12 protein-coding genes, 3 tRNA genes and 1 pseudogene are annotated in these 13,297 nt (G+C 59.8%); 11 read left to right on the forward strand and 5 right to left on the reverse strand.

The genetic code is table 11. From position 1 onward, the window contains the following. Positions 1 to 194, forward strand: a pseudogene (locus QP999_RS06855) (IS1249 family transposase); the annotation flags it as partial. Between the two features lie 141 nt (positions 195 to 335). Here the strand turns inward: QP999_RS06855 and QP999_RS06860 are convergent. Further along, positions 336 to 408: transfer RNA gene (locus QP999_RS06860), tRNA-Glu, on the reverse strand. 73 nt (positions 409 to 481) lie between these two features. Between QP999_RS06860 and QP999_RS06865 the strand changes: the two genes are divergently transcribed. The 3 genes from QP999_RS06865 to QP999_RS06875 all read left to right on the forward strand — a co-directional run bounded on the left by QP999_RS06865 (position 482) and on the right by QP999_RS06875 (position 1,769). Further along, complete coding sequence (locus QP999_RS06865; RefSeq protein WP_154761985.1) at positions 482 to 637, forward strand: hypothetical protein; 156 nt, start codon at positions 482 to 484, stop codon at positions 635 to 637. Between the two features lie 405 nt (positions 638 to 1,042). Further along, positions 1,043 to 1,447 (forward strand): hypothetical protein, encoded by a 405-nt coding sequence (locus tag QP999_RS06870; protein WP_070683080.1) that lies wholly within the window; start codon positions 1,043 to 1,045, stop codon positions 1,445 to 1,447. Next, entirely contained in the window at positions 1,440 to 1,769 is a 330-nt protein-coding gene (locus QP999_RS06875) for a transcriptional regulator (protein ID WP_284847953.1), read from the forward strand. Before QP999_RS06870 ends, QP999_RS06875 begins: the two co-directional genes overlap by 8 nt. On the opposite strand, the gene QP999_RS06880 is transcribed toward QP999_RS06875, so the two are convergent. The 4 genes from QP999_RS06880 to gltX form a co-directional block, all read right to left on the reverse strand. Beyond that, complete coding sequence (locus QP999_RS06880; protein ID WP_284847954.1) at positions 1,764 to 2,327, reverse strand: RBBP9/YdeN family alpha/beta hydrolase; 564 nt, start codon at positions 2,325 to 2,327, stop codon at positions 1,764 to 1,766. The genes QP999_RS06875 and QP999_RS06880 overlap by 6 nt on opposite strands. Positions 2,328 to 2,383: 56 nt before the next feature. Beyond that, positions 2,384 to 2,459, reverse strand: a tRNA-Glu gene (locus QP999_RS06885). 56 nt (positions 2,460 to 2,515) lie between these two features. After that, positions 2,516 to 2,587, reverse strand: a tRNA-Gln gene (locus tag QP999_RS06890). 173 nt (positions 2,588 to 2,760) lie between these two features. Further along, positions 2,761 to 4,260, reverse strand: a complete 1,500-nt coding sequence (gltX, locus tag QP999_RS06895) for a glutamate--tRNA ligase (RefSeq protein WP_284847955.1) — start codon at positions 4,258 to 4,260, stop codon at positions 2,761 to 2,763. Between the two features lie 162 nt (positions 4,261 to 4,422). On the opposite strand from gltX, the gene QP999_RS06900 reads away from it, so the two are divergent. The 7 genes from QP999_RS06900 to QP999_RS06930 are packed head-to-tail and all read left to right on the forward strand — an operon-like array spanning position 4,423 to position 13,228. Next, on the forward strand, positions 4,423 to 6,765 hold the full coding sequence (locus QP999_RS06900; RefSeq protein ID WP_284847956.1) for a choice-of-anchor M domain-containing protein: 2,343 nt from the start codon (positions 4,423 to 4,425) through the stop codon (positions 6,763 to 6,765). Between the two features lie 14 nt (positions 6,766 to 6,779). Continuing rightward, on the forward strand, positions 6,780 to 7,877 hold the full coding sequence (locus tag QP999_RS06905; protein ID WP_070565369.1) for a choice-of-anchor M domain-containing protein: 1,098 nt from the start codon (positions 6,780 to 6,782) through the stop codon (positions 7,875 to 7,877). After that, entirely contained in the window at positions 7,877 to 9,376 is a 1,500-nt protein-coding gene (locus QP999_RS06910) for an anchored repeat ABC transporter, substrate-binding protein (protein ID WP_284847957.1), read from the forward strand. The genes QP999_RS06905 and QP999_RS06910 overlap by 1 nt, the downstream gene beginning before the upstream one ends. Beyond that, positions 9,369 to 10,268: a choice-of-anchor M domain-containing protein gene (locus QP999_RS06915; RefSeq protein WP_284847958.1), complete on the forward strand. Its 900-nt coding sequence runs from the start codon at positions 9,369 to 9,371 to the stop codon at positions 10,266 to 10,268. Before QP999_RS06910 ends, QP999_RS06915 begins: the two co-directional genes overlap by 8 nt. After that, a complete protein-coding gene (locus QP999_RS06920; RefSeq protein ID WP_284847959.1) occupies positions 10,261 to 10,989 on the forward strand; it encodes an anchored repeat-type ABC transporter ATP-binding subunit in 729 nt (242 codons plus the stop codon). Before QP999_RS06915 ends, QP999_RS06920 begins: the two co-directional genes overlap by 8 nt. After that, a complete protein-coding gene (locus tag QP999_RS06925) occupies positions 10,986 to 11,882 on the forward strand; it encodes an anchored repeat-type ABC transporter permease subunit (protein ID WP_070524407.1) in 897 nt (298 codons plus the stop codon). The genes QP999_RS06920 and QP999_RS06925 overlap by 4 nt, the downstream gene beginning before the upstream one ends. After that, the gene (locus QP999_RS06930; protein WP_284847960.1) at positions 11,879 to 13,228 is read left to right on the forward strand and encodes a choice-of-anchor M domain-containing protein; all 1,350 of its coding nucleotides are present in this window, start codon (positions 11,879 to 11,881) and stop codon (positions 13,226 to 13,228) included. Before QP999_RS06925 ends, QP999_RS06930 begins: the two co-directional genes overlap by 4 nt. Positions 13,229 to 13,297 lie beyond the last annotated feature (69 nt).

Genomic DNA, 13,297 nt, shown 5'->3' on the forward strand with positions numbered 1-13,297 from the left:
TGCCTGACGACCCCGTAGAAATCGCCAGGCAGCAAAACTGGGGCCAGGACGCACTCGCCAAAGCACAAACCCTAGCCAACCAGGAAACACAAGCCACCAGCGGCCACGAAGACGGCCGACCAGCAACCTACGACAGCGCCATCGACACTGCCTACAACCACTCTATGGGAATACGCAAAGGTCACATACGCTAAACCCCAACCCCCACCAACACAATCTGTCGTTTAACTCGACACACCGGAAAACAACACGTTTTGTCGTTTAGGCCTCATTGTCTAGTCTTTAGCCCAAACCGAAAAGGCGGCGAGCATGATGCTCGCCGCCTTTTATTGTTGTACCCCGTACGGGATTTGAACCCGTGTTACCGGCGTGAGAGGCCGGCGTCCTAGGCCGCTAGACGAACGGGGCTCGTTTAGCTATCCGTTGCGGACTTGCTAAACACTATAGGATCGACGAAAGAATGCACAAATCGGCAGCTAGTATGGCTTTTTACACAAAGAAAATCCCGAACCTCGTTGCCGCTTTCGACTGCGATGAAATCATTGACTCTCAGGGCCCGGGCGCGGATCGAATCAGTGGTTATTCCGCTGGCGTGCCGTTGGCAGCTGGGGCCGGAGCACTCGTTAGTCATCGCTAGAGGTTCGGGAGGACACGTGCGCTAACAGCATGTGGTGCAAGGCTCCTACTTCGCTCGAATGTTGGCTTTAAGAAGTTGTGGATTATGGCGATGCCGCCTCGTATTATCTGCTAGAGTCGCGTCGGCGATAGTGATGATTATCAGCTTCCGCCATCCGCTCTCCTTTCTGTCGGGAATGCCTTATACCTGCAGTGTATGACCGCCAAAGGCATAGCGGAAGGGATTAGACCAATTGGCCACTGGTATACCCCCTGGTAACTTTCCCAAGTCCGCTTACACTTGGACTTTTAACCCTCCGGTAAGGGGCACAACCACACCACTCCTTGATTACAACAGCCCGCACCCCTTACTTGCACTTAATGCAAGTGATACACTTGCATTAGATGCAAACAAAGGAGTCAGGCCATGAACGATGAACTCAAGATCATTCAAGACGCCCAACAGCGGACCGCCTGGACACAAAGCTGGTGGGCGGTGGCACTTGTAGCGCTCGGTATCGGTAGCAGTCTTGCGCTATCCAAGGTGTCCTGGTGGTACACACTCGCTATCCTGATACCGACGTTCATTCTCGGTTTCCTCCTCAAGGACAAAATCGCGAACCCTTTTGTTCGCCCCAACCCCAACAAGGGGCCGAGGAACGATCGCGCGACATGGTCACGGGTAGTCCTCCCCTTCGCCATGATCATGTCAACTACACCGACCCCCGACACGTGGCCGTGGATGATCGCTTGCGGAGTCATAGTTACTGGCGCGACAGCCTGGATGCTTTACGAGAACAGTAACTCCGCCGTAAAGGGCATCAATGTCTAGGAAAGCATCTCACCAGCCCCCTGAACTAGACCCAGTCATCCACCCCATCAATCGGCTCAAGATCTGCGCCACACTCTTCTCCGCCGGCGCCACCGAAGGACGGCAGATGAAGTACGGACAACTCGCCGAGCTTACGGAGCTTCCCGCCGATACGCTCTCCAAGCAACTAAAGCACCTCGAAGACCACGGCTATGTAAGCCGCACGCGGGAGTACGGCTCTACGCGCGCCAAGGACGCCGTGTGGGTCACGCTCACCGAGGCGGGTGCACAAGCTTACGTGCAGCACGTCGAGGCGCTCAAAGCGATGACTGCGGGCCTATAGGCTGCGCAGCCACTGCGTGATGCGATCCCCCAGCTGTGGAAACTCGGTATAGCCGTCGTCTTCAAGAAAGTGTCCCGCGTCGTGGATGGTGATGGACACGGCCGAGAGTGCGTCGGCAAGCTGCTGCGTGAGAGCGGGGTCTACTAGGACATCGTTGGTGGACACGAAGACCTCTGTGTGCGCGATGTGGTGTTTGACAGCAGCTACGTCGACGCGAGCCTGGCCAATAAACTCGTCAAGCTCTGGGATGACACGAAGCTTCTCCACAAACCCAGAGACAATGAAGAGCCCAGGAAGCTCCCACTCACCCTCCAATGCCGTGAGATAGTGCAGCAACGCGGTGCCGCCCAGGCTATGCGTGATGATGCAGGTATTAGCGTTTGGACGCTCAATATCGTTGCGTATCGACTCTACCCACTCATCGAGCTTCGGAGCGTTCGGTTCCGGCAGCGCGATGGTGTGAACGGTGTGGCCATCGGCGGTCAACAGTCGCTCTAGCCACGGGAACCAGTGACTGTCAGGGCTGGCTTGGTATCCATGAACAATGTAGAAGTGCATGGTCGCCAATTATAAGAAAAAGAGTGGCAAGCACGTAATGCTTGCCACTCTTTAAGTGGTACCCCGTACGGGATTTGAACCCGTGTTACCGGCGTGAGAGGCCGGCGTCCTAGGCCGCTAGACGAACGGGGCATAGAACTGTGACCGCTGACTGCAAAGTGCCGCTGCACTTTGCGCAGTTATCACTGCTGGCCTACCAGGACTCGAACCTAGAATGACGGTACCAGAAACCGTTGTGTTGCCAATTACACCATAGGCCATTATCGCTTTGAACTTGCTTGGGGCTTAACCCCTCGCCGCTCGCTGCAACGGTTTATTACTATATCCAGCACCACCGATACACACAAATCGCCAGGCCAGATAGCATTTTCGGGACATTAAGAACGATTCTTAATGCCCCGAAATTACAGGCCTGTGAGACTAGCGCCTGAGACTACTCAGCGCTCCACGGCGTCACGGCCAGAGCTGCCTTAAGGCGAGCCAGCGTGGACTCCTTGCCCAGCAGCTCCATGGACTCGAACAGCGGCGGGGAAACCTGCTGCCCCGAGACCGCGACGCGCAGGGCGCCGTAGGCCTTGCGAGGCTTGAGACCGAGGTCGTCGATAAGCGCGCCAGAGAGAACCTTTTCAATCTCTTCGGTCTTCCACTCCCCGAGCTCCTCCAACTTCGCAATGGAGACCTCGAGAGGCTGAACAGCCTCCTCCTTGAGGTTCTTCTTGGCCGCCTTGGCGTCGAGCTCCAGCTCAGCGTCCGGCGTGGTCAGGAAGGACATCAGCCCGTAAGCGTCAGACAGCGTCTTAATGCGGGTCTGCACCAGGTCGGCGGCGAAGGCGAACTTGTCTTCCGGGTAATCCGCAGGGAAGTCGGTGTACTCGGTGAGGTAATCCCGCAGGCGCTGGGCAAAGTCAGCCGGCTCAAGCAAACGAATGTGGTCGGCGTTGATGGCTTCCAACTTCTTCTGGTCGAAACGGGCGGGGTTGCCCAGGACGTCGTGCACATCGAAGTTGGCAATGAGCTCATCGACGGAGAAGATGTCCTTGTCCGCGGAAAGGGACCAGCCCAGCAGGGACAGGTAGTTGAGCATGCCCTCCGGGATGATGCCCGCATCGCGGTGGTTGAACAGGTTGGACTGCGGATCGCGCTTGGACAGCTTCTTGTTGCCCTCACCCATCACGAACGGCAGGTGGCCGAACTCCGGGGTCTGCTTGGCAATGCCCAACTCAATGAGCGCCTCGTAGAGGGCGAGCTGGCGCGGAGTGGAAGACAGCAGATCTTCGCCGCGCAACACGTGCGTAACCCCCATGAGCGCGTCATCGACGGGGTTAACCAACGTGTAGAGCGGTGCGCCATTGGAGCGGGCCACCACATAATCCGGCTGGGTCTCCGACTTAAAAGTCAGCTCTCCGCGCACCAGGTCATTCCAAGTCCAATCCCTGTCCGGCATGCGGAGGCGCCACACCGGCTTTCGGCCTTCCGCCTCAAAGGCATCGATCTGCTCCTGAGTGAGGTCGCGGTCAAAGTTGTCGTAGCCAAGCTGCGGGTCGCGGCCGGCTGCCTTGTGGCGCGCCTGCACTTCTTCATTGGTGGAATAAGCCGGGTAGACATAGCCGCCATCCTTGAGCTTCTGCAGGACATCAGCATAAATATCCATGCGCTGCGACTGACGGTACGGCTCGTCCGGACCACCCACATTGACGCCTTCATCCCAGCCCAAGCCGAGCCAGTTCAGCGAATCAATGATGGCCTGGAAGGACTCCTCGGAGTCACGAGCGGCATCGGTGTCCTCGATGCGGAAGATGAGCTTGCCGCCGGCGTGGCGGGCATAGGCCCAGTTGAACAGCGCCGTGCGGACCATGCCCACGTGGGGCGTTCCTGTGGGCGACGGGCAAAAACGTACGCGGACGTCGGAAGTTGTTTCAGTCATGTCAACCATCGTAGTTCAGCGCCGAGTTGCTGCACCGCCCGCCCCACTTGGGGGTAATTGAACCCGGTTTCCACTAAGTGCGAACTGGGATTTCAATCCGACCCAAACGGAATTGATTTCCATTCCCTATAGTGAAATTCTCTCGACAGAACTGAAGAAAGGTTCCACACTGTGGCTCGAACTCGCTCCGTGGCGCTGCTTACCTGCGCCACACTTCTCTTCTCCCCCGCTACCGCCGTAGCCGGCCCTGACGACGGCAAACACGTGGCCACCAAAACGCACATCGATTCCCCCAAAGCATTCTGGGAAGACGATTCTCTTAACCTCAAGAGCCATTCAGCCGAGTCTGACCACGACCTCGCCGACACCGTCACGTGGGTAGGCAAAGGCTGGGACCAAAACGGCACGAACCAATACCAGTTCACCGTGCCTGAAGACCCTGCGCTCTCCTTCCTGGGGAAGCCGGGCGAAACCTATTACATGGCCCCTGCCAGCGTGCAGGGCAGCCTGGACCCGGTATGGATGGGCTTTGGCGCGGACACTGAGCTGCCTGTCGACAGCTTCCGCGATAACATCGCCTCCCTCGACCTGTTAAGCGTCGATGGACCGGGCGAAGTAGAGATGTTTGGCTACTACCCCGGCCCTGGAGGGCTTCAACGATTCTTTGGCACGTCGGAGGGCGCACCTCACTCCGCGTGGCTGACTAGTGGCACGCATACCCACAACTTCACTGTCTTTTCCAAACCCGGGCGCTACCAGCTCACCTACCAAACCACCGCGCGAAACAAAGACGGCGAGTTCATTTCCTCCAAGCCGACAACCACGTCCATTCAGGTCGGCGGGCAGCGCCCGTCAGACCACAGCACTCCCTCCCTCAAGAAGCGCTTCGAACAGGCATCCGGAGGGGATGCTAGCCAGAAGGACTACCGCCTGCGCATCTCCCCTGCCAAGTCCCGTGACAAAGATGGAGATGAGCGGCTTTCCTCCATCGACTTCACTGGGGGCAGTAACGGCACGCTCACGCTGCTTATCGACGGCTACTTCCTCACCGATCTAGCCGTGAAAGATGGCAAGGCACACTTCGATGAATTCTTAGGGCCCGAGGCCTCAACAATCCAAGCTGTGTACACCCCGGAGGACGGCAGCCCGCGCTGGGTGAGCAAGGAGCTCGCCTATTCTGAAAACGCTGAGCTTTCTACCTCCTCGAAGACGTCCGCGGAGTCCTGGGAGGAGACGACCAACCCCCGTCAACTCTTCTCCGGAGAAGAGGTTTCGCTATCTGACACGGGACTGTCCGCGCGCGCCATTCCGGAGGGCGAAGACGCCACCCGCATCATCCTGGAGGCAGCCGATAAAAACCTGGAAGGCTACGTGCACGGTGGCTTCTTTAGTAAGGGAAGCTCGCTTCCGGACATCGATTTCGACGGCACTATCACCCGCGGCCGCGCGGAATTTGTCGTCGGTGCCGATGCAAACTTCAACGGCAATACCGTGCGCCTCGATATTCTTCCGCACCCAAGCATCACGCAAGACTCCGGCAGCATCACGCTGACCGACAACTTCGCTTTCGGAAAAACGTACGAGCGCGTGGGCAAACTCGGCGCTGGGGCTCAGGCTCCTGCGCCAGCCCCAGATAACACTCCTCAGCCCGAACCCGGCGACAACACCGGTGTCTGCGCCGACAAGGCAGTGCTCGACCACGGACACGTCGATATTGCGGTAGCCCGTGACGGCGATAAGTTTCTCACCCGCCTCAAGGATGAAACGGCCATCGTGGATAAGAAGACCGTTGAGCGCCCGCTTGACGACGTCGTCCTCGCAGTACACGACAACGCCCTGCGCTCCCGCCCTGCCGCGCTCAACGGCAAGGAATTCGACTACCTGGGCAAGGAGAAATTCTTCCTCCTCCCCCAGACTCAAGAGCAGAGCATCATCTGGCCGGGATATAACACCCAAGCTCTCAACTACAAGGACTACAAAGACGGCAAGGTCATGCTCAATATCAAGCCCGTCGAGAAGCCTGAAGGCGCAGAAATTGGGCTCTTCACCACTGAAGGATTAGGCAAAGGTTTTACCCCGCTGATCAACTCAGCGGAGGGGGACTTGTCCATCGAGACCACTTTTGCCTCGCATACCCACAGCAATTGGGTCTTTACCAAGCCGGGTATCTACAAACTCGAAGTCAGCTACACGGCTACCACCACCGATGGCAAAGAAATTGCCTCCGCACCCCAGGTGCTCACCGTCGCGGCTGGCGACGCCGCAATCAAGGACTGCGCAAGCTCAAAGGAAGGAAGCGAAGGCGAAGGCACCAACACACCCGGCGGTAAGAAGCCAGGAAACACGAAACCCAGTGGAGATAAGGGGATGACGTCCTCTAAGCCCAAGCTCGACAGCCTGTGGGGATTAGTGCTTCCGGCCGTCGTGGCCCTCATTTTCCAACGCCTCTTCAATTTCTACAACGACCACAGAGCCCAGATCGAGGCCCGCTTCAACGGTCTACTTCACCGCTAGAAAGGACACTTCGATTGCATTCCGCACCGCTGAAAACATTCAATGCCGCCGTGTGCGCCATCGCCGTGACACTTCTCGTGGCCGTCTTTGGCTTTCCAGCGACTGCCCGCGCCGAAAGCGAGGTTATAGATTCTGGGCACGTGGATGCCTTCTATGTCTCCGCGCCGGATGGTCAGCTGACGCTGTCGATGAAGGAAGACGTAACTGGTAGTGGCGTCATCAGGCCCGGTAACGATGTCACCCTCAAGGTGGCTGAGGAGGCATGGAGCGAGGCGACCGAGCGCATCGATGGCATCGGCACACCGACGTACTACCTCCCCCAGACCCAGGACAGCTCACTCCTGTGGCCGGGTTGGGATACGCAAGCGGCCCAATCTGCTGGATATAAGGACGTGAACTTCGAATTTGTTGAGGTCACCGGGCCCGGCGACATTTTCATCTTCGAAACCGCAGGCTTTGGTGATATTCAACCGGTCACGGACGCCGGCGAGCTCGACTTGGTGTCCGGTGACGTCATCAATCAGGCTTACCCGGCGCACCGCCACGTCAATTGGGCGTTTAGCGAACCTGGTACGTACACCATGACTGTTCAGGCTGAATCCAACGGCGACACGAGTAATCAGGTCACCTATACCTGGGACGTCGGCGACGGCGAAGCCGCTCCCCAGGATTCCGGGGACGAGGAATCCAGCGTCGATGATGGCACTGACGGTGCCGACGATGACCACGGGACTGCGCAAGGCGCCGCCTCCCCTGAGCAACCTGCTTCCTCCAACTCCGGCTCACGCTCTCACGCTGGAAGCACCGGAGCCGGCAGCTCTGGAGGCGCTGCCCGCGGATCGGCCACCGCTGCCGGTGCCAAAGACACCAAACAACAGGCCCACAACAAGGAGCGTAAAGACCGCACAACTCGCGGGGAAAGGAAGGAGCGCAAGCCTTCTCACCGATCCGCCGAAACCGCAGACGGGGAGAATGTGGACACGGTGGCTGCGGCCGGCTACTACGACAGCGGGCAAAACCTGTTGCCGTGGGGCATCGGCATCCTCGGCCTGGGAATGCTTGTGCTGGGCCTGGCGCTAGCGCGCCTCGCGCTGCTGAGGGGCCGCGACTGATGCCTCGGAAAGTACGCACTCGGATGGCGTGCATCGCGATTCTTTCCGCCATCTCTCTCGGTGCCTCAGCGCTGAGTGGCTGCGCGAGCACTGCCAGCGGAGACGATGCAAAGGTGAAGGTGGTGGCGACGACACCGATACTGGGGGACGTCGCCAAGCATGTGGCCGGACATGACGCCACGGTGACGACCCTGATCCCCGCGGGAAAGGATCCCCATACCTTTGAACCGAGCCTGCGCTCGGTGCGGGACATCGCAAACGCAGACGTACTGCTGTCCAACGGGTTTCTTCTCGAGCCACAGAATTTGCTGAAGTCCATGAAGGAGTCGTCGGATGTGCCCGTCACGGAGGTGGCGGATCAGGCTTCCACGCGTGGAGCGAAGCTGGTCCCGCTGGTGGAGAACATCGCGCTCGACGCCGTGTGGCTGGGGTTGCGCGTGCGCAACGCGCCCCTGGGGACCTCAAGCGTCGACCTGCGCCTGATCGACGCAGAAGGCCCGGGCGATGCCGCCGCCTACGTGGTCTCTACATTCGGTACGCCAGAGGTCCTTTTTAACACCGCCGATGGGATAGATCCGCGCGAGGATTCCACGACGCTGCCAGCCAACGCCCACACGCACGTGTCCTGGGCTTTTAGCAAGCCCGGTATCTACAGGATGAGCTTTGGTGCTCACGATGGCTCCCCGCAGGAGTTCACAGTGGCGGTGGGCGTAAGCGCACCTGAGGGGATGCACGAGCTCGATGCGGGCCACGTGGATATCACCGCTGACATGGCTACAGGAAAACTCGATTTGGAGGACCAAGGCGAGCGTTTTGATCCGAAGACCACGGTGTTGCGCGTGCCTAACTCCGCGCTGCAGGAGATCCCGCCGGATCCCTCCTACCGTTTCTTAGGCCGTCCAGGCGATGAAACCTATCTCCTGCCGCAGGCGGTGTTAGGAAAGCACATTCACGGTGAGGTGGACCCGCACCTGTGGCATAACGCCGCCAACGTTGTCAGTTTTACCGAGGTCATCGCTGAACAGCTTGCCCAGGCGGACCCCTCGCACGGCGCGGATTACCGTGCCCGCGCACAGGACTACATCACGCAGTTGCGGGAAGCCGATGCCGAAGTAAGACGGCTTATCTCCGCCATCCCGGAGCGCAACCGCCACCTCGTCACACCCCACCACGGATACGCCTACCTGGAGCAAGGCTACGGCATTGATATCGCGGGCTTCGTTACTCCGAACCCGGCCATCGAGCCCTCGCCGCGCGATGTCATTGCTCTGCGCCGCACCTTGGAGAACCTCCAGCTTCCCGCCGTATTCGTAGAACCAACGCAACAAGCCAGCGCGGATGTCATCCGGGAAGCCGCCGATTCCCTCGGGGTGGCTGTATGCCCGATTTACGGCGACACGCTTGATGACGCCGTTCCGACGTATCTCGACCTCTTGCGCTTCAACGCGCACTCACTCAACCGCTGTCTCAGCAACACAACAAAGGAATCTCATGTCTAAACTCACCATCCGAACCGTCACTATGCCGCTTGCGGCAACGCTTACCGCCGCGGCCTTGGCTTTCGCACCGGCAGCTGCCTTCGCCGGAGATCTCGCCCAGGTGGTCAGCTCTAACGAAGAGGTAGCCGCGCCTGGAACGGCTGCCACCATCGATCACGGCCACGTCGACCTAGGGCTCCTGCTCTCCGAAGGCCAAGCTGAGTTCCTCGCTCGCGATGATTCGGCTGAAACACCCGTGTGGCGCCAGCCCGAGGATGTGGTCTTCCAGGTGGGTGACAACGCCCTGTTGACTCTGCCGGAGGACAAGGCATTCTCCTTCGTTGGCGCAGAACCTGGCTCGCAGGTGTGGGTCGTACCGCAAACGGAGCAGGCTGACGTTCCGTGGTTGGGCTGGAATACCCAAGCTCCCTCATTGGCAGACAATGTTGAGCGAGGAGTGACCATGGAGTTCCTCGGGCACCAAGGCCCGGGTGACTTCTCCCTCTTCCTGCAAAACGGCGGCTTCGAAGAACCTCAGCTGCTGTGGTCTACAGCAACCGGGGACTCAGAAGGCTTCTGGGTGGACTTGGGCACTCATACCCACGCCAATTGGGTGTTCACCGAGCCCGGCATTCACCAGATCCGGGTCCGCATGAGCGGCGAGGGCGCAGGAGAAAGCGCCGGAAAAGAGGTAGCTGCCGAAGCCACCTTGACCTTCGCTGTGGGCGATGACGCCGACGTTGCGCAAGCACAGGCCGTGGAATGGGACCCGAATGCCGAGTCCTCCACCACGTCCGGCTCTATGTCGGCATCGGTGCCGACGTGGATCTGGGTGCTCGCGGGCGTAGGCGTCCTTGTGCTCATCGGTGCCATCATCGCGGTCGTGCGCGCGAAGGGTGGGCGGCGTGGCTAATCCCTTCATTACGGTAAATGATCTGTCCGTATCGCTGTCCGGCCGCCGCGTCATCGACGGGGCAAGCTTTTCTGTTAACCCTGGCGAGTTTATCGGCCTCCTCGGCCCGAACGGCGCTGGCAAAACCACGCTCATGCGCGCTGTCTTAGGCCTCGTGCCCTTTACCGGGACCATCGACGTGACCACCTCGCTTGGCTATGTCCCGCAGCGCCACGACGTGGAGTGGGACTTCCCCATCAGCGTGGCCAAGGCGGTGCTGAGTGGGCGCACTGGACTAGTGGGGTGGTTCCGGCGCCCAGGGCGCCTCGATAAGGAGGCCGCACGGCGCGCCATCGAGCTGACCAACCTGGAAGAATTCGCACGGCGTCCTATAGCCCAACTTTCCGGCGGGCAACGCCAGCGCGTCCTCATCGCCCGCGCCTTAGCCTGCGAACCAGAGGTGCTGCTTCTCGACGAACCTTTCACCGGACTCGACGCCCCCAATACCGAAGAGCTCTTGCTTCTCTTTGACAAGCTCACTACGGATGGCACCAGCGTTGTCATGTCCACGCACAACCTCTCAGAGGCCGTGCATTCCTGCTCACGGCTTGTGCTCTTCAACCGGGGCATCATCGCTGACGGCCCGGCGGAAAGCCTGCGCGCAACCCCGCAGCCGTGGAGCACCACCTTCGGGGTCTCAGCCTCCTCACCCCTGCTCTCCGCGATTGGGGTGGCGGCATGATCGACATCTCGCTAGTTGAGTTCTTCCAAGACCTCACCAACCCGCACTTGGACTTCCTCGCCCGCGCAGTAGGGATCTCCCTTCTCGCCGCAATCGTGTGCGGCGTGGTGGGGTGCTACGTCGTGCTGCGTGGAATGGCCTTCATCGGCGATGCAGTGTCCCACGCAGTGTTTCCGGGACTGGCCATCGCCTTCGCACTTCACGGGTCAGTACTGCTGGGCGGCGCCGTGGCGGGTTGCGCGGTGGCCGTGCTCATCGCGTGCTTCTCCCAGCGGCGAACTGTGCGCGAAGATTCCGTCATCGGCATCTTCTTTGCCGCTTCCTTTGCGCTCGGCATGGTGATCATCTCACGCGTGGAGGGCTACACGGCCTCGCTCACCAGCTTTCTTTTCGGCTCGCTGACGGGTGTCTCCCACGCTGATCTCTACACCGCGTTCACCGTCTCGGTGCTTATCGTGGCCACAGTATTGCTCCTCGGCCCCCAGCTCACAGCCACCTGCCTAGACAAAGAGACTGCCCGTGCCATGGGGCTTCCCGTCTTTGTCCTAGACATCGTGCTTTACCTTTGCGTCACGGGCGCGGTGGTTATCTCCGTGGGAACCATCGGCAACGTCCTCGTCCTGGCCCTCCTCATCACCCCAGCCGCGACCGCCAGGCTGCTCTGTGACTCGCTGGGGTCAATGATGGTCGCCTCCGCGGTGATCGGTTCGCTGGGCAGCTTCTTCGGAATCTACCTTGCATGGGCCATCGATCTTCCCGCCGGCGCAACCATCGTGCTGCTGCTCACCGCCTGCTTCCTTGTGGCGTGGGCACTCTCCCCTCTACTGCATTCCCGCCGCGACGCGGCATCCACCTCGCAATCACACACCTCGAAGGAGACCTTGTCCGCATGAACTCTTTCCATATGACACGTATGAGCTTCCGCCCGCTTACCCTGACCGCTGTCGCTGCACTAGCTCTCAGCACACCGCCGTTGGTGGCCGCTGCACCGCCAGCCCTCGCCGAAGAGCACGCGAGCGAGGCCTCCTGCGATGCCGACTCCCTGCACGCCTTTACCCGTGGACACCAAGACCTAGCATTGGTCGGGGATTCTGGAAGCCTCTCCTTCTTGGCCCGCGATGACGAGTCAGGCAAGGACTACACCTCCGGCGAGTTTTACGTGGAGGTGGGCAGCAACGCCGCCTTTGAAGAATCCGCAGGCAACGACATCCCATCGAAAGGCTGGCAGATTCCCCAAACCCAGAACCCGGATATCCCGTGGGTTGGATTCAACACCAGCTACCTCGACGAGGCTGCGGCAGCCGACGCCACCCTATCCTTAACGCTGCACGCCGCGCCGGACGGCGGGCGCATGGTGGGTTTCCAGAACTCTGTGGGCGCTGAACCCACCGTGCTCTTTGATTCAGATAACCCGGATATCACTTGGGACTACCCCGATCACTTCCACAGCCACACCGGGATAATCTTCACCGAACCGGGAGCATACGCCGCTACCTTCACGTTCACGCTCAACGATGGCTCCGAGCACTCCATCGACGTACCGTTCTTGGTCGGCAACGCCGATGCCTCCGACATCTGCGAATTGGAGTGGGACTCCAGCGAAGGCGACAATGCTGGCTCGGGCAGCCCGAAGAACCGGCCGCAGCAACTGGCCAAGGACATCAATGACACCTCCAAGTCCATCGCACAGTTGGATAAGACTATGGACAAAACACTCAAGGAGGCAGATACCCTCCTCAACGGTGGAAAGCCCTCCGAAACAAGTCGGGCTCAAGATTCGCGGCACTCCACGCGTCCGAGTGCACGCAGTAAAGCACAACCGGGAACATCATCAACGTCAAAAGAGCCCAGTACTGAACGCCCAGCTGATGGCCAGCGCTCAGTGTCGCAGTCCCAAAACTCGACACAGAACGGTGTAGCCCACACAGCGCAAGGACAGAGAGATTCGGCACACCGTGGGGCGTCGCCAAGCACTGCTTCCTCAGGAGAAAAAGGCTCCACGCGCAACACCGCTGCCAACCGGGAACGCGGCGCAAAGCAGGAAGCACAGCAACAGCACTCTGCGTCCGACTCCAACGAAGACTATGCTGAGGCCGAAAACATCCAGGCCATGAGCTATGGAGCACCGATGGTCGGCTTCTGGGCAGGCTTTCTCGCAGGCATGGGCTCCCTGGCCCTGCTACTTGGTATCGGGCTGTTTGTTGCCGTGCAGTTCTTCCGCCCGCGCAATCGCGACTAGCACCTCGATACCGGTCATATCACAAAAGCAAGGGATCTGGTTTCGGCGCTAGCAGCGGAAGGAACTAGA

The sequence above is a fragment of the Corynebacterium sp. MSK004 genome (assembly GCF_030232515.1).
Taxonomy (GTDB): Bacteria; Actinomycetota; Actinomycetes; order Mycobacteriales; family Mycobacteriaceae; genus Corynebacterium; species Corynebacterium hesseae.

Bases quoted from the DNA above. Each gene is read 5' to 3' on its own strand.
- QP999_RS06910 (WP_284847957.1), top strand. From the start codon at position 7,877: ATGCCTCGGAAAGTACGCACTCGGATGGCGTGCATCGCGATTCTTTCC.
- QP999_RS06865 (WP_154761985.1), top strand. From the start codon at position 482: ATGGCTTTTTACACAAAGAAAATCCCGAACCTCGTTGCCGCTTTCGAC.
- gltX (WP_284847955.1), bottom strand. From the start codon at position 4,260: ATGGTTGACATGACTGAAACAACTTCCGACGTCCGCGTACGTTTTTGC.
- QP999_RS06880 (WP_284847954.1), bottom strand. From the start codon at position 2,327: ATGCACTTCTACATTGTTCATGGATACCAAGCCAGCCCTGACAGTCAC.
- QP999_RS06875 (WP_284847953.1), top strand. From the start codon at position 1,440: ATGTCTAGGAAAGCATCTCACCAGCCCCCTGAACTAGACCCAGTCATC.
- QP999_RS06925 (WP_070524407.1), top strand. From the start codon at position 10,986: ATGATCGACATCTCGCTAGTTGAGTTCTTCCAAGACCTCACCAACCCG.
- QP999_RS06930 (WP_284847960.1), top strand. From the start codon at position 11,879: ATGAACTCTTTCCATATGACACGTATGAGCTTCCGCCCGCTTACCCTG.
- QP999_RS06915 (WP_284847958.1), top strand. From the start codon at position 9,369: ATGTCTAAACTCACCATCCGAACCGTCACTATGCCGCTTGCGGCAACG.
- QP999_RS06870 (WP_070683080.1), top strand. From the start codon at position 1,043: ATGAACGATGAACTCAAGATCATTCAAGACGCCCAACAGCGGACCGCC.